The organism is Pararhizobium sp. A13 (assembly GCF_040126305.1).
Lineage (GTDB): Bacteria > Pseudomonadota > Alphaproteobacteria > Rhizobiales > Rhizobiaceae > Pararhizobium.
The window spans coordinates 757,561-773,524 of the sequence record NZ_CP149511.1 but is presented as its reverse complement, the minus strand read 5'-3'; the positions used below and the strand labels follow the sequence as shown (position 1 = coordinate 773,524).

15 protein-coding genes are annotated in these 15,964 nt (G+C 59.6%); 6 read left to right on the top strand and 9 right to left on the bottom strand.

The window, feature by feature from the left end:
• Complete coding sequence (locus tag WI754_RS25240; protein WP_341486757.1) at nt 1-489, top strand: cupin domain-containing protein; 489 nt, start codon at nt 1-3, stop codon at nt 487-489.
• 311 nt (nt 490-800) lie between these two features.
• On the opposite strand, the gene WI754_RS25235 is transcribed toward WI754_RS25240, so the two are convergent.
• Nucleotides 801-1,229, bottom strand: coding sequence for a Fur family transcriptional regulator (locus WI754_RS25235; RefSeq protein WP_341486756.1), 429 nt, complete (start codon nt 1,227-1,229; stop codon nt 801-803).
• Between the two features lie 122 nt (nt 1,230-1,351).
• On the opposite strand from WI754_RS25235, the gene WI754_RS25230 reads away from it, so the two are divergent.
• The 4 genes from WI754_RS25230 to WI754_RS25215 are packed head-to-tail and all read left to right on the top strand — an operon-like array spanning nt 1,352 to nt 4,894.
• A complete protein-coding gene (locus WI754_RS25230; protein WP_341486755.1) occupies nt 1,352-2,257 on the top strand; it encodes a metal ABC transporter substrate-binding protein in 906 nt (301 codons plus the stop codon).
• Nucleotides 2,254-3,189, top strand: a complete 936-nt coding sequence (locus WI754_RS25225) for a manganese/iron ABC transporter ATP-binding protein (RefSeq protein WP_341486754.1) — start codon at nt 2,254-2,256, stop codon at nt 3,187-3,189. Before WI754_RS25230 ends, WI754_RS25225 begins: the two co-directional genes overlap by 4 nt.
• Entirely contained in the window at nt 3,186-4,046 is an 861-nt protein-coding gene (locus WI754_RS25220; RefSeq protein WP_037124952.1) for a metal ABC transporter permease, read from the top strand. Before WI754_RS25225 ends, WI754_RS25220 begins: the two co-directional genes overlap by 4 nt.
• On the top strand, nt 4,043-4,894 hold the full coding sequence (locus WI754_RS25215; protein WP_341486753.1) for a metal ABC transporter permease: 852 nt from the start codon (nt 4,043-4,045) through the stop codon (nt 4,892-4,894). Before WI754_RS25220 ends, WI754_RS25215 begins: the two co-directional genes overlap by 4 nt.
• Nucleotides 4,895-5,268: 374 nt before the next feature.
• On the opposite strand, the gene WI754_RS25210 is transcribed toward WI754_RS25215, so the two are convergent.
• The 4 genes from WI754_RS25210 to WI754_RS25195 all read right to left on the bottom strand — a co-directional run bounded on the left by WI754_RS25210 (nt 5,269) and on the right by WI754_RS25195 (nt 9,474).
• The gene (locus WI754_RS25210; RefSeq protein WP_341486752.1) at nt 5,269-6,297 is read right to left on the bottom strand and encodes an ABC transporter ATP-binding protein; all 1,029 of its coding nucleotides are present in this window, start codon (nt 6,295-6,297) and stop codon (nt 5,269-5,271) included.
• A gap of 9 nt (nt 6,298-6,306) precedes the next feature.
• The gene (locus tag WI754_RS25205; protein ID WP_341488001.1) at nt 6,307-7,137 is read right to left on the bottom strand and encodes a carbohydrate ABC transporter permease; all 831 of its coding nucleotides are present in this window, start codon (nt 7,135-7,137) and stop codon (nt 6,307-6,309) included.
• Complete coding sequence (locus WI754_RS25200) at nt 7,137-8,123, bottom strand: sugar ABC transporter permease (RefSeq protein ID WP_341486751.1); 987 nt, start codon at nt 8,121-8,123, stop codon at nt 7,137-7,139. Before WI754_RS25200 ends, WI754_RS25205 begins: the two co-directional genes overlap by 1 nt.
• A gap of 94 nt (nt 8,124-8,217) precedes the next feature.
• On the bottom strand, nt 8,218-9,474 hold the full coding sequence (locus tag WI754_RS25195) for an ABC transporter substrate-binding protein (protein ID WP_341488000.1): 1,257 nt from the start codon (nt 9,472-9,474) through the stop codon (nt 8,218-8,220).
• 360 nt (nt 9,475-9,834) lie between these two features.
• Between WI754_RS25195 and WI754_RS25190 the strand changes: the two genes are divergently transcribed.
• Nucleotides 9,835-10,863, top strand: a complete 1,029-nt coding sequence (locus WI754_RS25190) for a LacI family DNA-binding transcriptional regulator (RefSeq protein WP_341486750.1) — start codon at nt 9,835-9,837, stop codon at nt 10,861-10,863.
• Nucleotides 10,864-11,667: 804 nt separating this feature from the next.
• Here the strand turns inward: WI754_RS25190 and WI754_RS25185 are convergent.
• The 4 genes from WI754_RS25185 to ugpC all read right to left on the bottom strand — a co-directional run bounded on the left by WI754_RS25185 (nt 11,668) and on the right by ugpC (nt 15,960).
• Nucleotides 11,668-12,984 carry an extracellular solute-binding protein gene (locus WI754_RS25185; protein WP_341487999.1) on the bottom strand — a complete coding sequence of 439 codons (1,317 nt, stop codon included), beginning with the start codon at nt 12,982-12,984 and terminating at the stop codon, nt 11,668-11,670.
• A gap of 102 nt (nt 12,985-13,086) precedes the next feature.
• Nucleotides 13,087-13,935, bottom strand: coding sequence for a carbohydrate ABC transporter permease (locus WI754_RS25180; protein ID WP_341486749.1), 849 nt, complete (start codon nt 13,933-13,935; stop codon nt 13,087-13,089).
• On the bottom strand, nt 13,932-14,867 hold the full coding sequence (locus WI754_RS25175; protein ID WP_341486748.1) for a sugar ABC transporter permease: 936 nt from the start codon (nt 14,865-14,867) through the stop codon (nt 13,932-13,934). The genes WI754_RS25180 and WI754_RS25175 overlap by 4 nt, the downstream gene beginning before the upstream one ends.
• 1 nt (nt 14,868) lies before the next feature.
• Nucleotides 14,869-15,960, bottom strand: a complete 1,092-nt coding sequence (gene ugpC / locus WI754_RS25170; protein WP_341486747.1) for a sn-glycerol-3-phosphate ABC transporter ATP-binding protein UgpC — start codon at nt 15,958-15,960, stop codon at nt 14,869-14,871.
• Nucleotides 15,961-15,964: the final 4 nt, after the last annotated feature.

The window sequence follows — 15,964 nt, the reverse complement described above, 5'->3', positions numbered from 1 at the left end:
ATGAAAAAACAAGACGTCATCCGCACGCTCGGCCTCACACCGCATTTCGAAGGCGGTTATTTCGCCGAAACATTCCGGCCTGATGCCGCCACGAAAATTGTCACCGCACGCGGCGAACGCCTCGCCATGACCGCGATCTATTTCATGCTGGATGATGCCTCGCCGCCGGTGGCGTTTCACAGCAAGCATTCGGATGGCATCCAGTTCCACTTGAAAGGCGATCCCGTCACCTATCATCTGATCCATCCCGATGGGGCCTATGAAAAGATCGTGCTAGGCCCGGATATCGAAAACGGTCAACGCCTGCAACTTGCCGTCGCAGGCGGTACATGGAAGGCGCTGGAGCTGGAATCCGGAGATTATGGGCTCGTCAGCGAAGTCGTGTCCCCAGGCTGGGAGCTTGAAGACATGATCGAAACAAACCGCCAGACACTTTCGGCACTTTTCCCCCAGAACGCCGGAATAATCGCTCGGCTGATGCGGGAATAGGGCCTCCTTGCAACATCTTCGCCATGCCGTTCCGGTCGCCAACAATCGACCGCAGACAACCGTCAACGAGCAGCTTGTGGACACGTCCAATATTCTTGTCGGTCCTTCTGGACGCGCATAGGCAGCAGCACCGGAATAGCCATCCTGCACGGTGGAGCGGTTTGTGGCTGCCGAAAAGCCCGCATTGATCAGCTGGTCTCAGCGGTGAATCCAGACACCATCGATCTTGCCCAGCTCGGGGGCCTCAAGGCCAATCGCACGGTTAGCCGCCATTTTCTTCGCGGTTGTCTCAATGTTCGGACCGACGCCAGTCAGTCCTTGCGCTTGCGGCAGTAGAGCTCCAGCCGGTGACGCACAAGATCGTAGCCAAGTTCTGCGGCGATTTCCGCCTGCAATTGCTCGATCTTGTCGGAGCGGAATTCGATGACCGCACCCGTATCGATATCGATCAGGTGATCGTGATGTGGCGCATCGGCGGTTTCGAAGCGGGCAGTGGCGCTTTCGAAAGCATGGCGATGCACGACGCCCTGTTGCTCAAGCGCTGAAAGCGTTCTGTAGACTGTTGAGAGCGAGACGGTTGCATCGATTTCTTTCGCCCGGCGGTGCAATTCGCTTGCATCCGGGTGGTCTTCGGCGATGGCAAGGATCTTCAGGATCGCTGCCCGCTGGCGCGTCACGCGCACGCCGCCGTCCCGCAGGACGCCTTCCAGTTCCTCAACGCGATTCTTGTTCTGTTTCATGGCTCAACACTAGCCAAGGGTTACAAGTTTGAAAATAGCTAGTTGCGAATGCTTCTCATTTGCATTGACTTATGCAAACCATTCACCTAGTCCTGTCAGCGACCACAAGCAGGGAGTATGGAATGATCGATCAGACGAGGCGCGCGATCCTGGCGGCGGCAACAGCACTGGCAGTTTTCGCGATCGCTCCGGGTGCCGCATGGGCGCAGGAGAAATTCAAGGCAGTCACCACCTTCACGGTGATTGCAGACATGGCAAAGAACGTTGCGGGTGACGCCGCCATCGTTGAATCGATCACCAAACCCGGAGCCGAGATCCACAACTATCAGCCGACTCCGCGCGATATCCTGAAGGCGCACGATGCCAAGCTGATCCTGTGGAACGGCCTCAACCTCGAGCTCTGGTTTGAGAAGTTCTTCCAGAACTTTGACGACATCCCGGGGGCCGTCGTGTCCGAGGGCGTCGAGCCGATGGGCATCGCCGAAGGTCCGTATACCGGCAAGCCGAACCCCCATGCCTGGATGTCGCCCTCGGCCGCGTTGATTTATGTCGACAATATCCGCGACGCCTTCGTGAAATACGACCCGGCCAATGCCGAGACCTACAAGGCCAATGCGGAGGCCTACAAGAAGAAGATCGCAGCGACGATCGATCCCATCCGGGCCGAGATCGCCAAGATCCCAGAGGAGAAGCGCTGGCTGGTCTCGAGCGAAGGTGCCTTCAGCTATCTGACCCGCGACTTCGGCCTGAAGGAACTCTACCTCTGGCCGATCAACGCTGACCAGCAGGGTACGCCACAGCAGGTGCGCAAGGTGATTGACGCGGTCCGCGCCAACAACATTCCGGTTGTCTTCTCGGAAAGCACGATTTCTCCGGACCCTGCCCAGCAGGTCGCGCGCGAGACAGGGGCAAAATACGGCGGCGTGCTGTATGTTGATTCACTCAGCGAAGCGGACGGTCCGGTTCCGACCTATGTCGACCTCTTGCGCGTCACGTCCGAAACCATCGCGAAAGGCCTGTCGCAATGAACCTTCAGGTGAAAACCCAGCCCAGCGAAGCGCCGGCGTCGGGTGAAGCGGGTAGCGGTATCCGTGCCTCAGGCGTCACGGTCACCTATCGCAACGGCCATCGCGCGCTGCGCGACGCCTCGTTCGAGATCCCGACCGGGACCATCACGGCACTGGTCGGTGTCAACGGCAGCGGCAAGTCGACCCTGTTCAAGGCGATCATGGGGTTCGCCAGGCTGGCGCGCGGAGAAATCTCCATCCTCGGCCTTTCGGTGCCAGAAGCACTGAAAAAAAACCTGGTTGCCTATGTGCCGCAGGCCGAAGAGGTCGACTGGAACTTCCCGGTCCTAGTCGAGGACGTGGTGATGATGGGCCGCTACGGCCACATGAACATGCTGCGTATCCCCAAGAAGACCGATCATGAGGCAGTCGAGGCCGCACTTGCCCGGGTCGGCATGAGTGATTTCCGCAAGCGGCAGATCGGCGAGTTGTCCGGCGGTCAGAAGAAGCGCGTCTTCCTCGCCCGCGCACTTGCGCAGGACGGCCGCGTCATCCTGCTTGACGAACCCTTTACCGGCGTCGACGTCAAGACCGAGGATGCCATCATTCGCCTGTTGACCGGGCTGCGTGACGAAGGCCGGGTCATGCTGGTCTCCACCCACAATCTCGGCAGCGTGCCGGAATTCTGCGATCGCACCGTGCTTCTGAAAAATACCGTGCTCGCCTACGGCCCGACCGACACCACCTTCACCCGGGAAAACCTCGAACTCGCCTTCGGCGGCGTGCTTCGCCATTTCGTGCTCGGTGGCGAAAACCTGCACGATGATGCCGATCCGCGTCAGCTTTCCGTCATCAGCGACGACGAGCGGCCGCTGGTCATGTACGGCGCCAAGGGCCACATGGTATCGCAGCCGGCCAAACCTGAGACCGATCCAGAGGCGGACGGCAAATGATCGCCGCACTCTCAGAACCCTTTACCTACGGCTATATGCTCAACGCCATGTGGGTGAGCGCTCTGGTCGGCGCGGTCTGCGCCTTCCTGTCGTCCTATCTGATGCTGAAAGGCTGGTCACTGATAGGCGACGCGCTTTCCCACTCGATCGTTCCGGGCGTCGCCGGCGCCTATATGCTCGGCCTTCCCTTTTCGCTCGGCGCGTTCTTCTCCGGCACGCTCGCGGCCGGCGCGATGCTGTTCCTCAACCAGCGCACCCGGCTGAAAGAGGACGCCATCATCGGACTGATCTTCACCTCCTTCTTCGGGCTCGGCCTCTTCATGGTGTCGCTGTCGCCGACCTCGGTGAATATCCAGACGATCGTGCTTGGCAATATTCTCGCCATCACGCCCGCCGACACGCTGCAACTGGCAATCATCGGCATCGTGTCGCTCGTCATCCTCACGGCCAAATGGAAGGATCTGATGGTGACGTTCTTCGATGAGAGCCACGCGCGCTCGATCGGGATCCCGACGTCCTTTCTGAAGGTGCTGTTCTTCACCCTGCTTTCGGCCTGCACCGTCGCGGCGCTCCAGACCGTCGGCGCCTTTCTCGTCATTGCCATGGTCGTCACCCCGGGCGCGACCGCCTATCTGCTCACCGACCGGTTTCCCCGGCTGATCATGATCAGCGTGGCGATCGGCGCGCTGACAAGCTTCTTCGGCGCCTATTTCAGCTATTTCCTCGACGGCGCCACCGGCGGCATCATCATCGTGCTGCAAACGCTGATCTTCCTGTTCGCCTTCATCTTTGCCCCGAAGCACGGCCTTCTTGCCGCCCGCAGGCGCAGCGCAGAAGCACTGGAGGTCGCCCGATGATCTCACTCGACATGCTGCTCGCCGTCTTCGAGTTCGGGTTCATGCGCAACGCGCTTCTGATCTCCGTGCTGGTGGCGATCCCGACGGCGATGCTCTCCTGCTTCCTCGTCCTGAAGGGCTGGTCGCTGATGGGCGACGCAATCTCGCATGCGGTCTTTCCCGGTATCGTCATCTCCTACATCGTCGGCCTGCCGCTCGCCGTCGGTGCCTTTGCCGCCGGCATGTCCTGCGCGCTCTTGACGGGCTACCTCAAGGAAAACAGCCGCATCAAGCAGGATACGGTGATGGGTGTGGTCTTCTCCGGCATGTTCGGCTTCGGACTGGTGCTTTACACCAAGATCCAGAGTGACGTGCACCTCGATCACATCCTTTTCGGCGACATGCTCGGTATCGGTTGGGCTGACATCGTCGAAACCGGCCTGATTGCCCTGGTGGCGGCTGGCATCCTTGCCGTCAAATGGCGCGATTTCCTGCTGCATGCCTTCGATCCTGCTCAGGCAAAGGCCGTCGGACTGCGCGTCAACTGGCTGCACTACGGGCTGCTTGCCATTCTGTCGCTGACGATTGTCGGGGCGCTCAAGGCCGTCGGACTGATCCTCGCCATCGCGATGCTGATCGCCCCCGGCGCCATCGCCTTCCTGATCACCCGCACCATGGGCAGCATGCTGATCGTTGCTGTGCTGGTTGCGACGGTGGCCTCCTTCTCCGGCGTCTACGTCTCGTTCTTCATCGACAGCGCGCCGGCACCGACGATCGTGCTCCTAATGACCGCGATGTTCGTCGCCGCCTTTGCCTGGTCCTCCTGGCGAACGGCACGCATCGAGGCGCAGCGGACGATCGTCGAGTGAGCTCCTCTTCGTGAGCCGTAGCATACCCGTGGCTTGAGGTGGACGGTCTCCGATCCCGGCATCGCCGTGCCATAAGTGTTGCTGTCAAAGGTCACGCTTGCGCGACACGGGCTGATGCCGGGATGACTGCAAAGCAGAATAGCCGAGGTGTATTCGAGCCCGTCATGCTTCGAACCGCCTAGTTTCAGGAATATCGAGAGTTCCAGCGCGTGAGTTATAGACATCCTTCCTATCACTCATATCTTGCCGAGATTATGAGTGATAGGAAGCGTTTCCATGCCTCATTGATAGACCTCTCAACACCCCATCGGGGCACATGTTGACCAGCGATGTTCTGCTTGCGGGGACGCAGGCTCGTTCAGGTGGTCAGTTCCCTAGGCGGCACCACGCATTTTTGCCGTGGTCATGGCGCGGCCCGCTGCGTCGAAGCGGTGAACGCGCCCTTCAATCGGCGTGATTTGCAGTCTTTGACCGGGTTGATGCCCCGAGACGCCATTTTCGCGAACGATCACCGGCTCGGCCGATCCGACATCGAGATAGACATAGCTATCCGAGCCGAGGATTTCCGAATGAACGACGGTTCCGGCCCACTGCCCCTGGTGAGGGGTGATTTCGATATGCTCGGCGCGGATCCCGATCGTGTGGGCGTCGTAGGGCCGCGAGAAATCGCCGGAGAGGAAGTTCATCTTCGGCGACCCGATGAAGCCGGCGACGAAAAGCGAATTCGGGCTCTCGTAGAGCTCCAGAGGCGTGCCGATCTGCTCGACCAGCCCGTCGCGCAGCACGCAGATCCGATCCGCAAGTGTCATGGCCTCGACCTGGTCGTGGGTCACGTAGATCATCGTCGTCTTGTGCATGCTGCGATGGAGCTTGGCGATCTCGAGGCGCGTTGCCACGCGCAGCGCCGCGTCGAGGTTCGACAGCGGTTCGTCGAAGAGGAAGACTTTCGGATCGCGCACGATGGCCCGGCCGATCGCCACGCGCTGGCGCTGGCCGCCCGAAAGCTGCCGCGGCAGGCGCTGCAGATAGGGCGTGAGCTGCAGCATTTCTGCGGCTGCCTCCACGCGATGCTTGCATTGCGCCTTGTCCCGACCGGCGAGCTGCATGCCGAAGGCCATGTTCTCGTAGACCGTCATATGCGGGTAGAGCGCATAGGACTGGAACACCATGGCGATGCCGCGCTTGGGAGGCGTGAGCTGGTTGACGACCTGTCCGTCGAATAAAAGAGTGCCCGAGCTGATTTCTTCAAGGCCCGAGATGAGCCGAAGCAGGGTGGACTTGCCGCAGCCGGAAGGTCCAACGAATACCATGAACTCGCCCGACCTGATGTCCATACTGACGCCCTTGATGACCTCGTAGGCGCCGAAGGACTTGCGGATATCCCGCAGTTGAATCTCTGCCATTTTTTTCTCCTATCCTTTGACGCCGCCGGCGGTGAGGCCGGATATGATCCGCCGTTGAAAGATCAGCACGAGGATCACCAGGGGAACTGTTACGATCACGGAAGCGGCCATGATGCTGCCCCAGGGTATTTCAAACTGACTGCCTCCCGAGAGCATGGCGATTGCCACGGGGACCGTGCGCTGGGTGTCCGATGACGTGAACGTCAAGGCAAACAGGAACTCGTTCCAGGCGGCGATGAAGGCAAGCAGGCCGGTGGTGACGAGTGCCGGCCACATCAGCGGCATGAAGACGCGCGTGATGATCACCCAGGGTGAGGCACCGTCGACAATGGCTGCTTCCTCGATTTCGATCGGCAGGTCTCGCATGAAGGTGGTCAGTACCCAGACCGTGAACGGCAACGTGAAGATCATGTAGGAAAAGATAAGCGCGAACGGCGTGTTGAAGATGCCGATCCAGCGGATAAGCTCGAACAACCCGGCGAGCACCGCAATATGTGGAAACATCGAGACGGCGAGGATGGTCAGCAGCAGCAGAGACCGCCCGCGAAACCGCACACGCGCCAGCGCAAAGGATGCCGTGACTGCGAGCAGCAGCGAAAGAGCCACCACCAGACCGGCGACCAGCAGCGAGTTGCCGAGATTCCTCATGAAGCTGCCGCCGGACAGGACCCCGGTATAGTTTTCCAGCGAAAGCGATGTCGGCCAGTAGTCCACCCGGAACAATGCCGTGCCGGATTTGAAGCTTGTCAGGATCGCGTAATAGAAGGGGAACACCGCGACGATGATGATGGCGGCGACGAGCGCATAAAACGCGGTACGCTTTGCAAGCGTGGCAACCATCATCGGTCTCCTCCGTCGAGGTTGACGCGGCCGAACCACATGTAAAGGACCGTGATCGTCGCGATGATCAGGAACAGCATGGTCGAAGCTGCCGCTCCATAGGCAAATTTGTCGAACTCGAAGAGGTTTTCGCGGGCAAGCACCGACATGGTCCGGGTCTGCGCGTTGTTGGGCGTCAGCACATAGATGAGATCGAAGATACGCAGCGAGTCGAGCATGCGGAAGATGACGGCGACCATCAGCGCCGGACGGATCAGCGGCAAGGTCAGGCGCCAGAAGACCCGTACCGGATGGATGCCGTCGATCCGTGCAGCCTCATAGATATCGCCGGGAACCATCTGCAGGCCGGCGAGGATCAGGAGTGCCATGAACGGCGTGGTTTTCCAGACATCGACAACCAGCACCGCAATCATCGCCGTGTCCGGACTGGCGGTCCAGGCGATCTTCTGGCTGATCAGGCCGAGGCTGAGGAAAATATCGTTCAAGATCCCGAACTGGTCATTCAGCATCCAGGCCCACATCTTGGCCGAAACGATGGTGGGAATGGCCCAGGGGATGAGAATGGCGGCGCGGACAAGGCCGCGTCCCGGAAACTCCGCGTTCAGCACGAGTGCCACGATCAGCCCGAGCGCGGTTTCGATGCTGACCGAGACTAGCGTGAATTTCAGCGTATTCCAGACAGCGCCCCACCAGGCCGGATCGGCGAGGAGGCCACTAAAGATGGTGCGGCCGCTCTTCAGCGTGATCCACGACAGGTAGTTCTTGAGGCCGACGAACTCCGCGCCCGACAAATTGGTCAGCGACGCGTTGGTGAAGCTGAAATAGATGGTTCTGACGAGCGGCCAGCCCGCGACGATGGCCAGCACGAACAGGGTCGGCGCCAGAAATATCCACGCCGAGCGGATGCGCTGCGCCTGCAGGTCGGAACCGATCCGGCTGCGTGCCGCGTGCACCGCCGGCGACGTTTCAAGGGAAAGTTCGGTCATGATGATTGCCCACCGGTTGTCATCCGGCGAGGGCCGGAAGCATCAAACATGCGGACAACAGCCGCCGCCGGCTGCCGTCCGCGGCTGAATGCAATTACCAGGCGTCGCCCTTGAGCTCCGTCAGCTCGACTTCGAGCAGTTCGAGGTTCTCGGCAGCCGAACCGTTTCCGGAAAGCGTGTTGTGCACCGCGCCCCAGAAATCCGACGAGACTTCATTGTATTTGACCTTTGTCACCGCCGACGGACGCGGCACGGCATTCTGGAAGATCGGCTTCCAGCTCGCCATGAAAGGCTGGCTGGCGGCAATGTCGGCGTCATCGTAGAGAGCCGGCAGGGTCGGCAGGTTGGAAAGCTCAACCGCGCGCTTTTTCTGCACCTCGCTCGATGCAAGGAACCTCACCAGTTCGATCGCGGCCTCCTGCTCGTCCGAATATTTCGAGACGGCTGCGTTCCAGCCGCCGAGAGAGGACGACGGCTGGTCGCCCGCGGCGGCGACGGGTAGCGGCATGACATCGAACTTGCCCTTGATAGCGCTGTCGTCGCCGTTGCCGAGCGCATAGGCATAGGGCCAGTTGCGCATGAACGCCGCCTTACCGGTTTGCCAGACGCCGCGAGCCTCTTCCTCCTGGTAGGCGAGCACGCCTTCCGGTGCGATGGTGCCGATCCAGCCCTTGGCACGGTCGATGGCGGACGCTGCTTTTTCGTTGTTGACCGAAATCGTACCGTCCGGCTCGACAATCTGTCCGCCGCCCGAGGATTTGATCCATTCGAGCGCATTGCAGGTCAGGCCCTCATAGGCATTGGCCTGAAACACGAAGCCCCAGAAATCCGACTGTCCGGCGGCGCGTTCCTTTTCCTGGATTTCCTTTGCCGTGGCCTCCAGCTCGTCCCATGTCTTGGGTGGCTGCTTGCCGTATTTTTCGAGAAGATCCTTTCGGTAATACATGGCGGGCGCGTCGGTGAACATCGGCAAGGCGACAAGCTTCCCGTTGACTGTCTGCGATTGGATGACCGATGGGAAAAACTCGCCCATCACATCCTTCGTCGCTTCCGTCAGGTCGACAAACTGGTCGGCAAGCTGAGGCGCCCAGATGACATCGGTCTGGTAGATATCGACATCAGTATTTCCGGCCGCGAGCCACAGGCGGTACTGCCCGAACTGCTCACTGCTCGACGCGGGCATCGTCACGAGATTGACCTTGTTGCCCGTTTTCGCCTCGAACTCGGCAAGGCGCGCGCGGAGGAATTCGGCAGCCTTGCCGGTCGCGTTTGCCGCCATCGAGAGTTCGGCGGCGAAAGCACCGCCGCTTGTGATCGCGCCCAGAATTACGGCTGTCGCAAAAAGTTTCATGGTCATCGGCTCCTCCCAGGCCTCCAAGCGCCGGCTGAAACTGGATCAGCAAAATCGAAAGCGCTTTGGTTTGGAAAAACTGTCAGAAACGGGAAATTGAGTCAAGCCGCAACAAGCAGCTGCGTGTAAACACTAAGAAGATTAATGAGAAACGCCAATATAATCAGTATGATAAATAAGACCTGGCGGTTGCGGTGAGTTTCCTGATCTTAGTGGAGACATTGTAACGTGGAGGCTAATTTGAAAACGTTTTAGTTTGGCCACAGCGAGAGCACCCGGATCTTGCGGTGAGATGGATTGCTGACAGCGGAGTGGTCGAGCTATAGCTAATAATCAATATGCGAAGCCGCGTCGGACCACATGAAACTCAAAGAATTTGCCAAGCATCTCGATCTCTCGCCGACCACGGTAAGCCGAGCCCTGAGCGGTTATCCGGAAGTGCGCGAAAGCACCCGCAAGCGCGTTGCCGACGCGGCGATACGCCTGGGCTACCGGCCGAACATCAACGCCGTGCGCCTGGTGACCGGACGCGTTGGCGCCATCGGCATACTGATGGAGAGGGGGCGGGAAGTTAATTTCGCTGAATTCCTGAGCGGAATGGGCGAGCGTCTGGGGGGAGAGGACATCGATATTCTCGTCAGCCCGATAGCCGAACACGATGCCAAAGAGGAGATGCAACTCTTTAGCCGGCTGGTGGAAAGCGGGCGCGTCGACGCCTTTATCGTCAATGCGCCGAGACCCAATGACGAACGCATCGCCTTGCTTCATAAACTCCGAATGCCGTTTCTGGTTCACGGCCGGTCCGAAACGGACGTCCCCTATGCCTGGCTTGACATCGACAACGAAGGCGCGATCAAGCGCGCCACCGCTCAGTTGCTCGATCTTGGCCACAGGCGGATCGCCATGATCAATGGCCGCCCGGGCGTGACGTTTTCCATGCATCGCGACAAGGGATATCGTGACGCTCTTGTCGAGCGCGGCCTGCAATTCGATCCGCGTCTGGTCGCCCACGGGAGTTTCACCGACGAAGTCGGTTTCCGGTTCGCACGGTCCTTCCTCGAACAGTCACCGCGCCCGACCGCCTTCGTCGCTGGCTCGATGATGACGGCGCTCGGCGTCTACCGTGCCGCCCGATCGCTCGATCTTGCTGTCGGCAAGGATATTTCGGTTATCGCCCACGACGATGTCCTCCCCTATCTGAACGCGGACAACATGGCTCCGTCCCTTTCAACGACGCGGTCATCGATACGTGCTGCCGGCAAGCGGTCGGCGGAACTTGTACTGGAACTCCTGGCAGGCAAGCCGCCGACGGAAATCCACGAGCTCTGGCCGGTTGAACTGATACTTCGGGAGTCCACTGGCCCGGTCAATGCTGTTTCCCGGAAATAGCAGGTGCCACAAGATTTCGGCTGCCAAAATTGTTACTCCCGATTGCGTCGATGGAGTTCGGGTGTATGACGTCGGTCGTCGTGGAATTGAAGGGCAAGCTGGGTGAACTGGATGCCAGATTAGACCATGTATGTTCGCGGGGTGAGCGTGGCCCGCCCCCCGCGGTTCTGCTACGAGGCCGGTCCCGACCGGTTACGTCTTTACCGTCAGATTATCGAACTGGGGCATGAATGCATGGCGGTGGTCCCTGGTGCCCACCCTGCTAGCGCAGGTAGGTTGGATTAAGGTAATATAGATTAAGGTAATCGTAATTACGGTAATTTAAATTACCTTATTGCGGACCAATGGAATTTTTAGGTCGTGAGCGCGAACTCAAATTATTGAGAAACGAATTGGAGGCTGCAAGGCCGTCCCTCGTCATTCTGTTTGGTCGACGCCGTGAGTGCAGGGTAGATCATCAATCCGGATGGCCGCCGCAAAATGGGCCGCAGCAAGACTACCGCCGGGCTGATGGGAACTGCAGCAGCTTTCTATCAAGGTGGGCAGTTTGCGGAGGATCCGATCCTCACGGAAGAGGCGCGCGTTAGTGAAATCACGACGCCTGAACCGCTGCCATGCAGAGCGGCGGCAAAGCTCTGCTCCACTGAAAATTCCAGTTCTGAATGGCACGACTATGGGACGCGGATCACAATTCCTGCATCCTAAGTCGTTCAATCCATAAACTCGTGCTAAACGAGCGCCCGCGCAAACGGACACGGGCGCTCGTTTTCGCGGCGGCTCCGGAGAGCCGACGCGTCAGGGAGCCTAGAGATTGGCGAGCAGCTCGTTGATGCGGGTTTCGGCATCGGCAAGGGCCGCGTCGGTGTCCTTTTGGCCGGTTTCTGCGGCGTTCATTTCCTCGCCGACGATGTCCTGGATTGCGAACCGGCGCTGCACGGCCGACGGCAGAGGACGGCCCAGAGCAGCAAGCGGCGCCAGTGTATCGCGGTGCGGCAGTGCCTTGAAGGCGTCAGATGCGAGGACCGCCTTGTAAGCAGGCAGATGGCCGGTGCGCGACCATTCGAAATCATTGTCGGCGAAGAACTTCAGAAACTTGCCGATCGCGGCAAGCTGTTCCGGGCTGCGGTCCTTCTGCGAGACGGCCCAGGTGTGGCCGTCAGCATATTGCGCCTTGTCGCCCGCAAAAAGTTGCGGGAATGGGTAGACGGCATAACCGCCTGCATTCAGCGCCGTGCCTGCCTTTTCGGAGGCAGCGGTATAGTCACCAATGACCCAGGTGCCGTTCAAATGCACGCCACCCTCACCGGCCAGAAACGCATTGATGCCTGTTCCGTAGTCGAGGTTCGGGGTAATATTGCCATCCGCATAGAGCGTCCGGAACATATTCACCACGGTCTTGGCTTCCGGCGTGTTCAGCTTGACATGCGTCGGATCAGCCAAGAAATCGGAGTTCTGCTGGAAGAGATAGCTATAGAGATTCCAGGCCAAATTGGCGGTCTCGTTCGCCGTCGGTTGGACGAAATACGGCTTGCCTGTCTTTTCCTTGAACTGCTTGGCTTCGGCCAGAAGCTCGTCCACGCTCGTCGGCAGTTTTGGAGTGCCGTCGGCATTGACGAGTTCCGCTTTCTTGAAAAGGTCCATATTGATGTGGAACAGCAGGCTCCATGTGTCGATCGGCAGGCCGTAGATCTTGCCGTCATCCCTGGTGACGCCGTTGCGAGCTGCATCCGTGAAACTGTCGGGCGTGACGCCGACCGACTTCAGCACGTCGTCGAGCGGCAGGAGCAGACCCTTGGACTGGTAGTCCGACAGCACGGATTCATGGATGGTGACGATATCAGGTGCGTCGCCCGACGCGAACTGGGCGGTCAACTGATCATAACCCGGCCACTCCACAGTGGTGACGGACACATGCACGTCCGGATTGTCGGCATTGAACTTGTTGATCATCGAGGTGATGATCCCACATTCGCCAACGGCCTTGGCGACATCGGTGTTGGTGCCGAAATCGGCGTCACAGGCACCGAAAAAGCGCTGTACGGTCAGTTCCGTCGCTGCAAAGCTTGGGCTTGCGAGCACCATTACGCCCGCAGAGACTGCGGCAAGCAGTATTGTTTTCATTCTCATATCAGTTCCTCCTACTGAGTTTCCGCCACTCCACCCCGGATTGGCTTCATTCTTCGTTGCCGCGGCCGTTCCTCTTCGACCGACAGGCAACTTTCGCTATCGCACCGCAGCACCAGAGACGGCTGTGACGATGTATTTCTGGAAAAAGAGGTAGATGATCAGGATCGGCGCGCCGGCGAACACTGCCTGAGCCATCAGGAAGCCGATGCCCTCCGACTGGGCGAAATTTGTCTGTGTCGAAGCCATGCCGACCGTCAGCGTGAACATGTCCTTCTTGGTCGCCGAGATCAGCGGCCAGAAGTAATCGTTCCATGCGCTGAGGAAGGTGAAGATGCCAAGGGTTGCCTGCGCCGGCACGGTGAGTGGTAGAAGCACCTTCCAGAAAATCCTGAAGCGGCTGGCATTGTCCAGCATGGCGGCTTCGTCCAACTCCCTCGGGATGGCCCTGAAATACTGGGTCATCAGGAAAACGCCGAACGAAGCCGACAGGCCGGGGAGAATGAGGCCGTGATAGGTGTTGTGGAACTTCAGCATGCTGAAGATCTGATGGCGGGCGACCAGTACGGCCTGTTCCGGAACTGCCAGGCCGAAGAGCACGATGACGAAGAGGATGTTGCGACCGGGGAAGTTCAGCCGCGCAAAGCCGTAGCCGGCGAGCGACGACAGGATTAACGTGCCGAGTGTCAGGCCGCCCGAGACGATGATGCTGTTGAGCACCCAGCGGAACACCGACGATGTGCCGATGGTATTGATGTAGTTCTTCAACGTATAAGGCGCATGGAACACCGAATTCGGATTGGCCATCAGCTCGGCGTTTTCCTTGAGTGACAAGCCGATGACCCAGAGAACCGGCGCGATCATGATGATCGACAGCAGGATGACGAGGGCCAGCAGGACCCGGTCGCCGAATGCCCGTCCCTTGATGGAAGTGGCTGGAGCGCTCATGCCTGGTCTCCCTTGTTGCGCGTGACGAGGTACTGGGCCATGGCCGCAATAAGGATGAGGACGAAGAGGATTTCCGAGGCCGCGGCACCCATGCCGAGATCCCAGCGACGGAACGCCGTGTCATAGATGTAGAGCACGATTGGCTTGGTGAGATTGTTCGGACCACCGCGCGTCATCAGCCAGGCCTGGCCGAACAGCTGGAATTGCAGCACGATCTGGATGATGATCACCAAGATAAACGTGCGTTTGATCGAGGGCAGGGTTATCGACCGCAGCGTCTGCCAGCGGTTAGCGTTGTCGAGCGCCGCAGCCTCATAGATATCCTGCGGGATCTGCTGAAGGGCCGAGAGAAACAGCATCATCGGCAGGCCGATGCACCACCAGATCGTGGCGATGGCAATGCCGATCATCGCGAGGCTGGGATCGGAGATGAACGCCGGTGCGGTTGCGCCGAACCATCCGTAGATCGTCGACAGCAGGCCGACATTCGGAATGTAGACGATCCGCCAGATCAGTGTGACGATGGTGACCGACAGCACTGAGGAGGAGAAAAACAGAGCCCGCAGCACAGCGGCGGTGCGCGTGCGGCGGTTGAGGCAAAGCGCGAGAAAGAGGCCGATCAGCGCCAGCGTCGGCACCGTTAGCAGCACGAAGTAGAAGGTGTTCCAGACCGATTGCACGAAGACCTTGTCGTGAAAGAGCCTGACATAGTTGTCGAGGCCGACAAACCTGCCGGTCGAGAAGGTGTCCGCCTTGTGGAAGCTCAGCCACATGCCCCAGAAAAGCGGAAAGATGAGCAGTGTCGTGAAGAAGAACAGGAACGGTGCGACGAAAACGAAGTTTCGCCATTGCGGCGCGTAGATATTGGCGCTTGGGACCCTGACGCCGGCGGCCGGCGCTGCGGTCTCTCGGATCGTCAGCTGGTCAGCCATATCAGGCCCCCCTCGCATGCCAGGCGCGCCCGGTTTCATTGAAGAGATGCGATTTCCTGCCATCGAAGGCGAGGCCGACCGTGTCGCCAACGGCAACGCGGCTGTTGCCGACGTCGGAGGCGACGATGATCTGGCCATCGCTGAGGCGGGCATAGACCAGCGTGCGTTCGCCAAGACGCTCCAGCACATCGACCTTGCCGTTGACATTGCCCTGACCGGTTGGCGCGATGCGCACATCTTCCGAGCGGACACCAAATGTATAAGCGCCATCGACGACCTGGTTTGAGGCAATATCGGTGGCGATAGCTGTGCTGTCGGCGAATGTCACGGTAACGACGGCGCCGGGTCTACCGATCGTAACATCGACGAAATTCATCGCCGGTGCGCCGACGAAGCCTGCAACGAACTTCGTCGCTGGGCGCTCATAAATCTCCATCGGCGAACCGATCTGCTCAATCTTGCGATTGTTCATAACGACGATACGGTCGGCGAGCGTCATCGCCTCCACCTGATCGTGGGTGACGAAGATCATCGTCGATTGCAGGCGCTGGTGAAGCTGGGCGAGTTCTATGCGCGTGCGGGTGCGCAGGGCGGCATCGAGATTGGAAAGCGGCTCGTCGAACAGGAAGGCTTTCGGCTCCTTGACGATGGCGCGGCCGATGGCGACCCGTTGGCGCTGGCCGCCGGAGAGCTGTCCGGGTTTGCGCTCGAGCAGGTGCAGCATTTCCAGGATACGAGCCGCCTCGGCAATGCGCGCGTCGATCACGTCGCGCGCCACGCCGATGTTGTCGAGGCCGAAGGCCATGTTGTCGCGCACCGTCATGTGCGGATAGAGCGCATAGGACTGGAACACCATGGCAATGCCGCGCTTGCCGGGAGGCAGGTGGTCGATGCGCTCACCGTTAATCGCGATCTCGCCCCCATCAACGGTTTCAAGCCCGGCAATCATCCGGAGAAGGGTCGATTTCCCACAACCCGACGGTCCAAGAAACACGATGAATTCGCGCGCCTTGATGGAGAGCGACAGGTCATCCAGCACCGTCATGGCACCGAACTGCTTGCTCACATTCCTGATTTCGATATTTGCGGTCACGTCG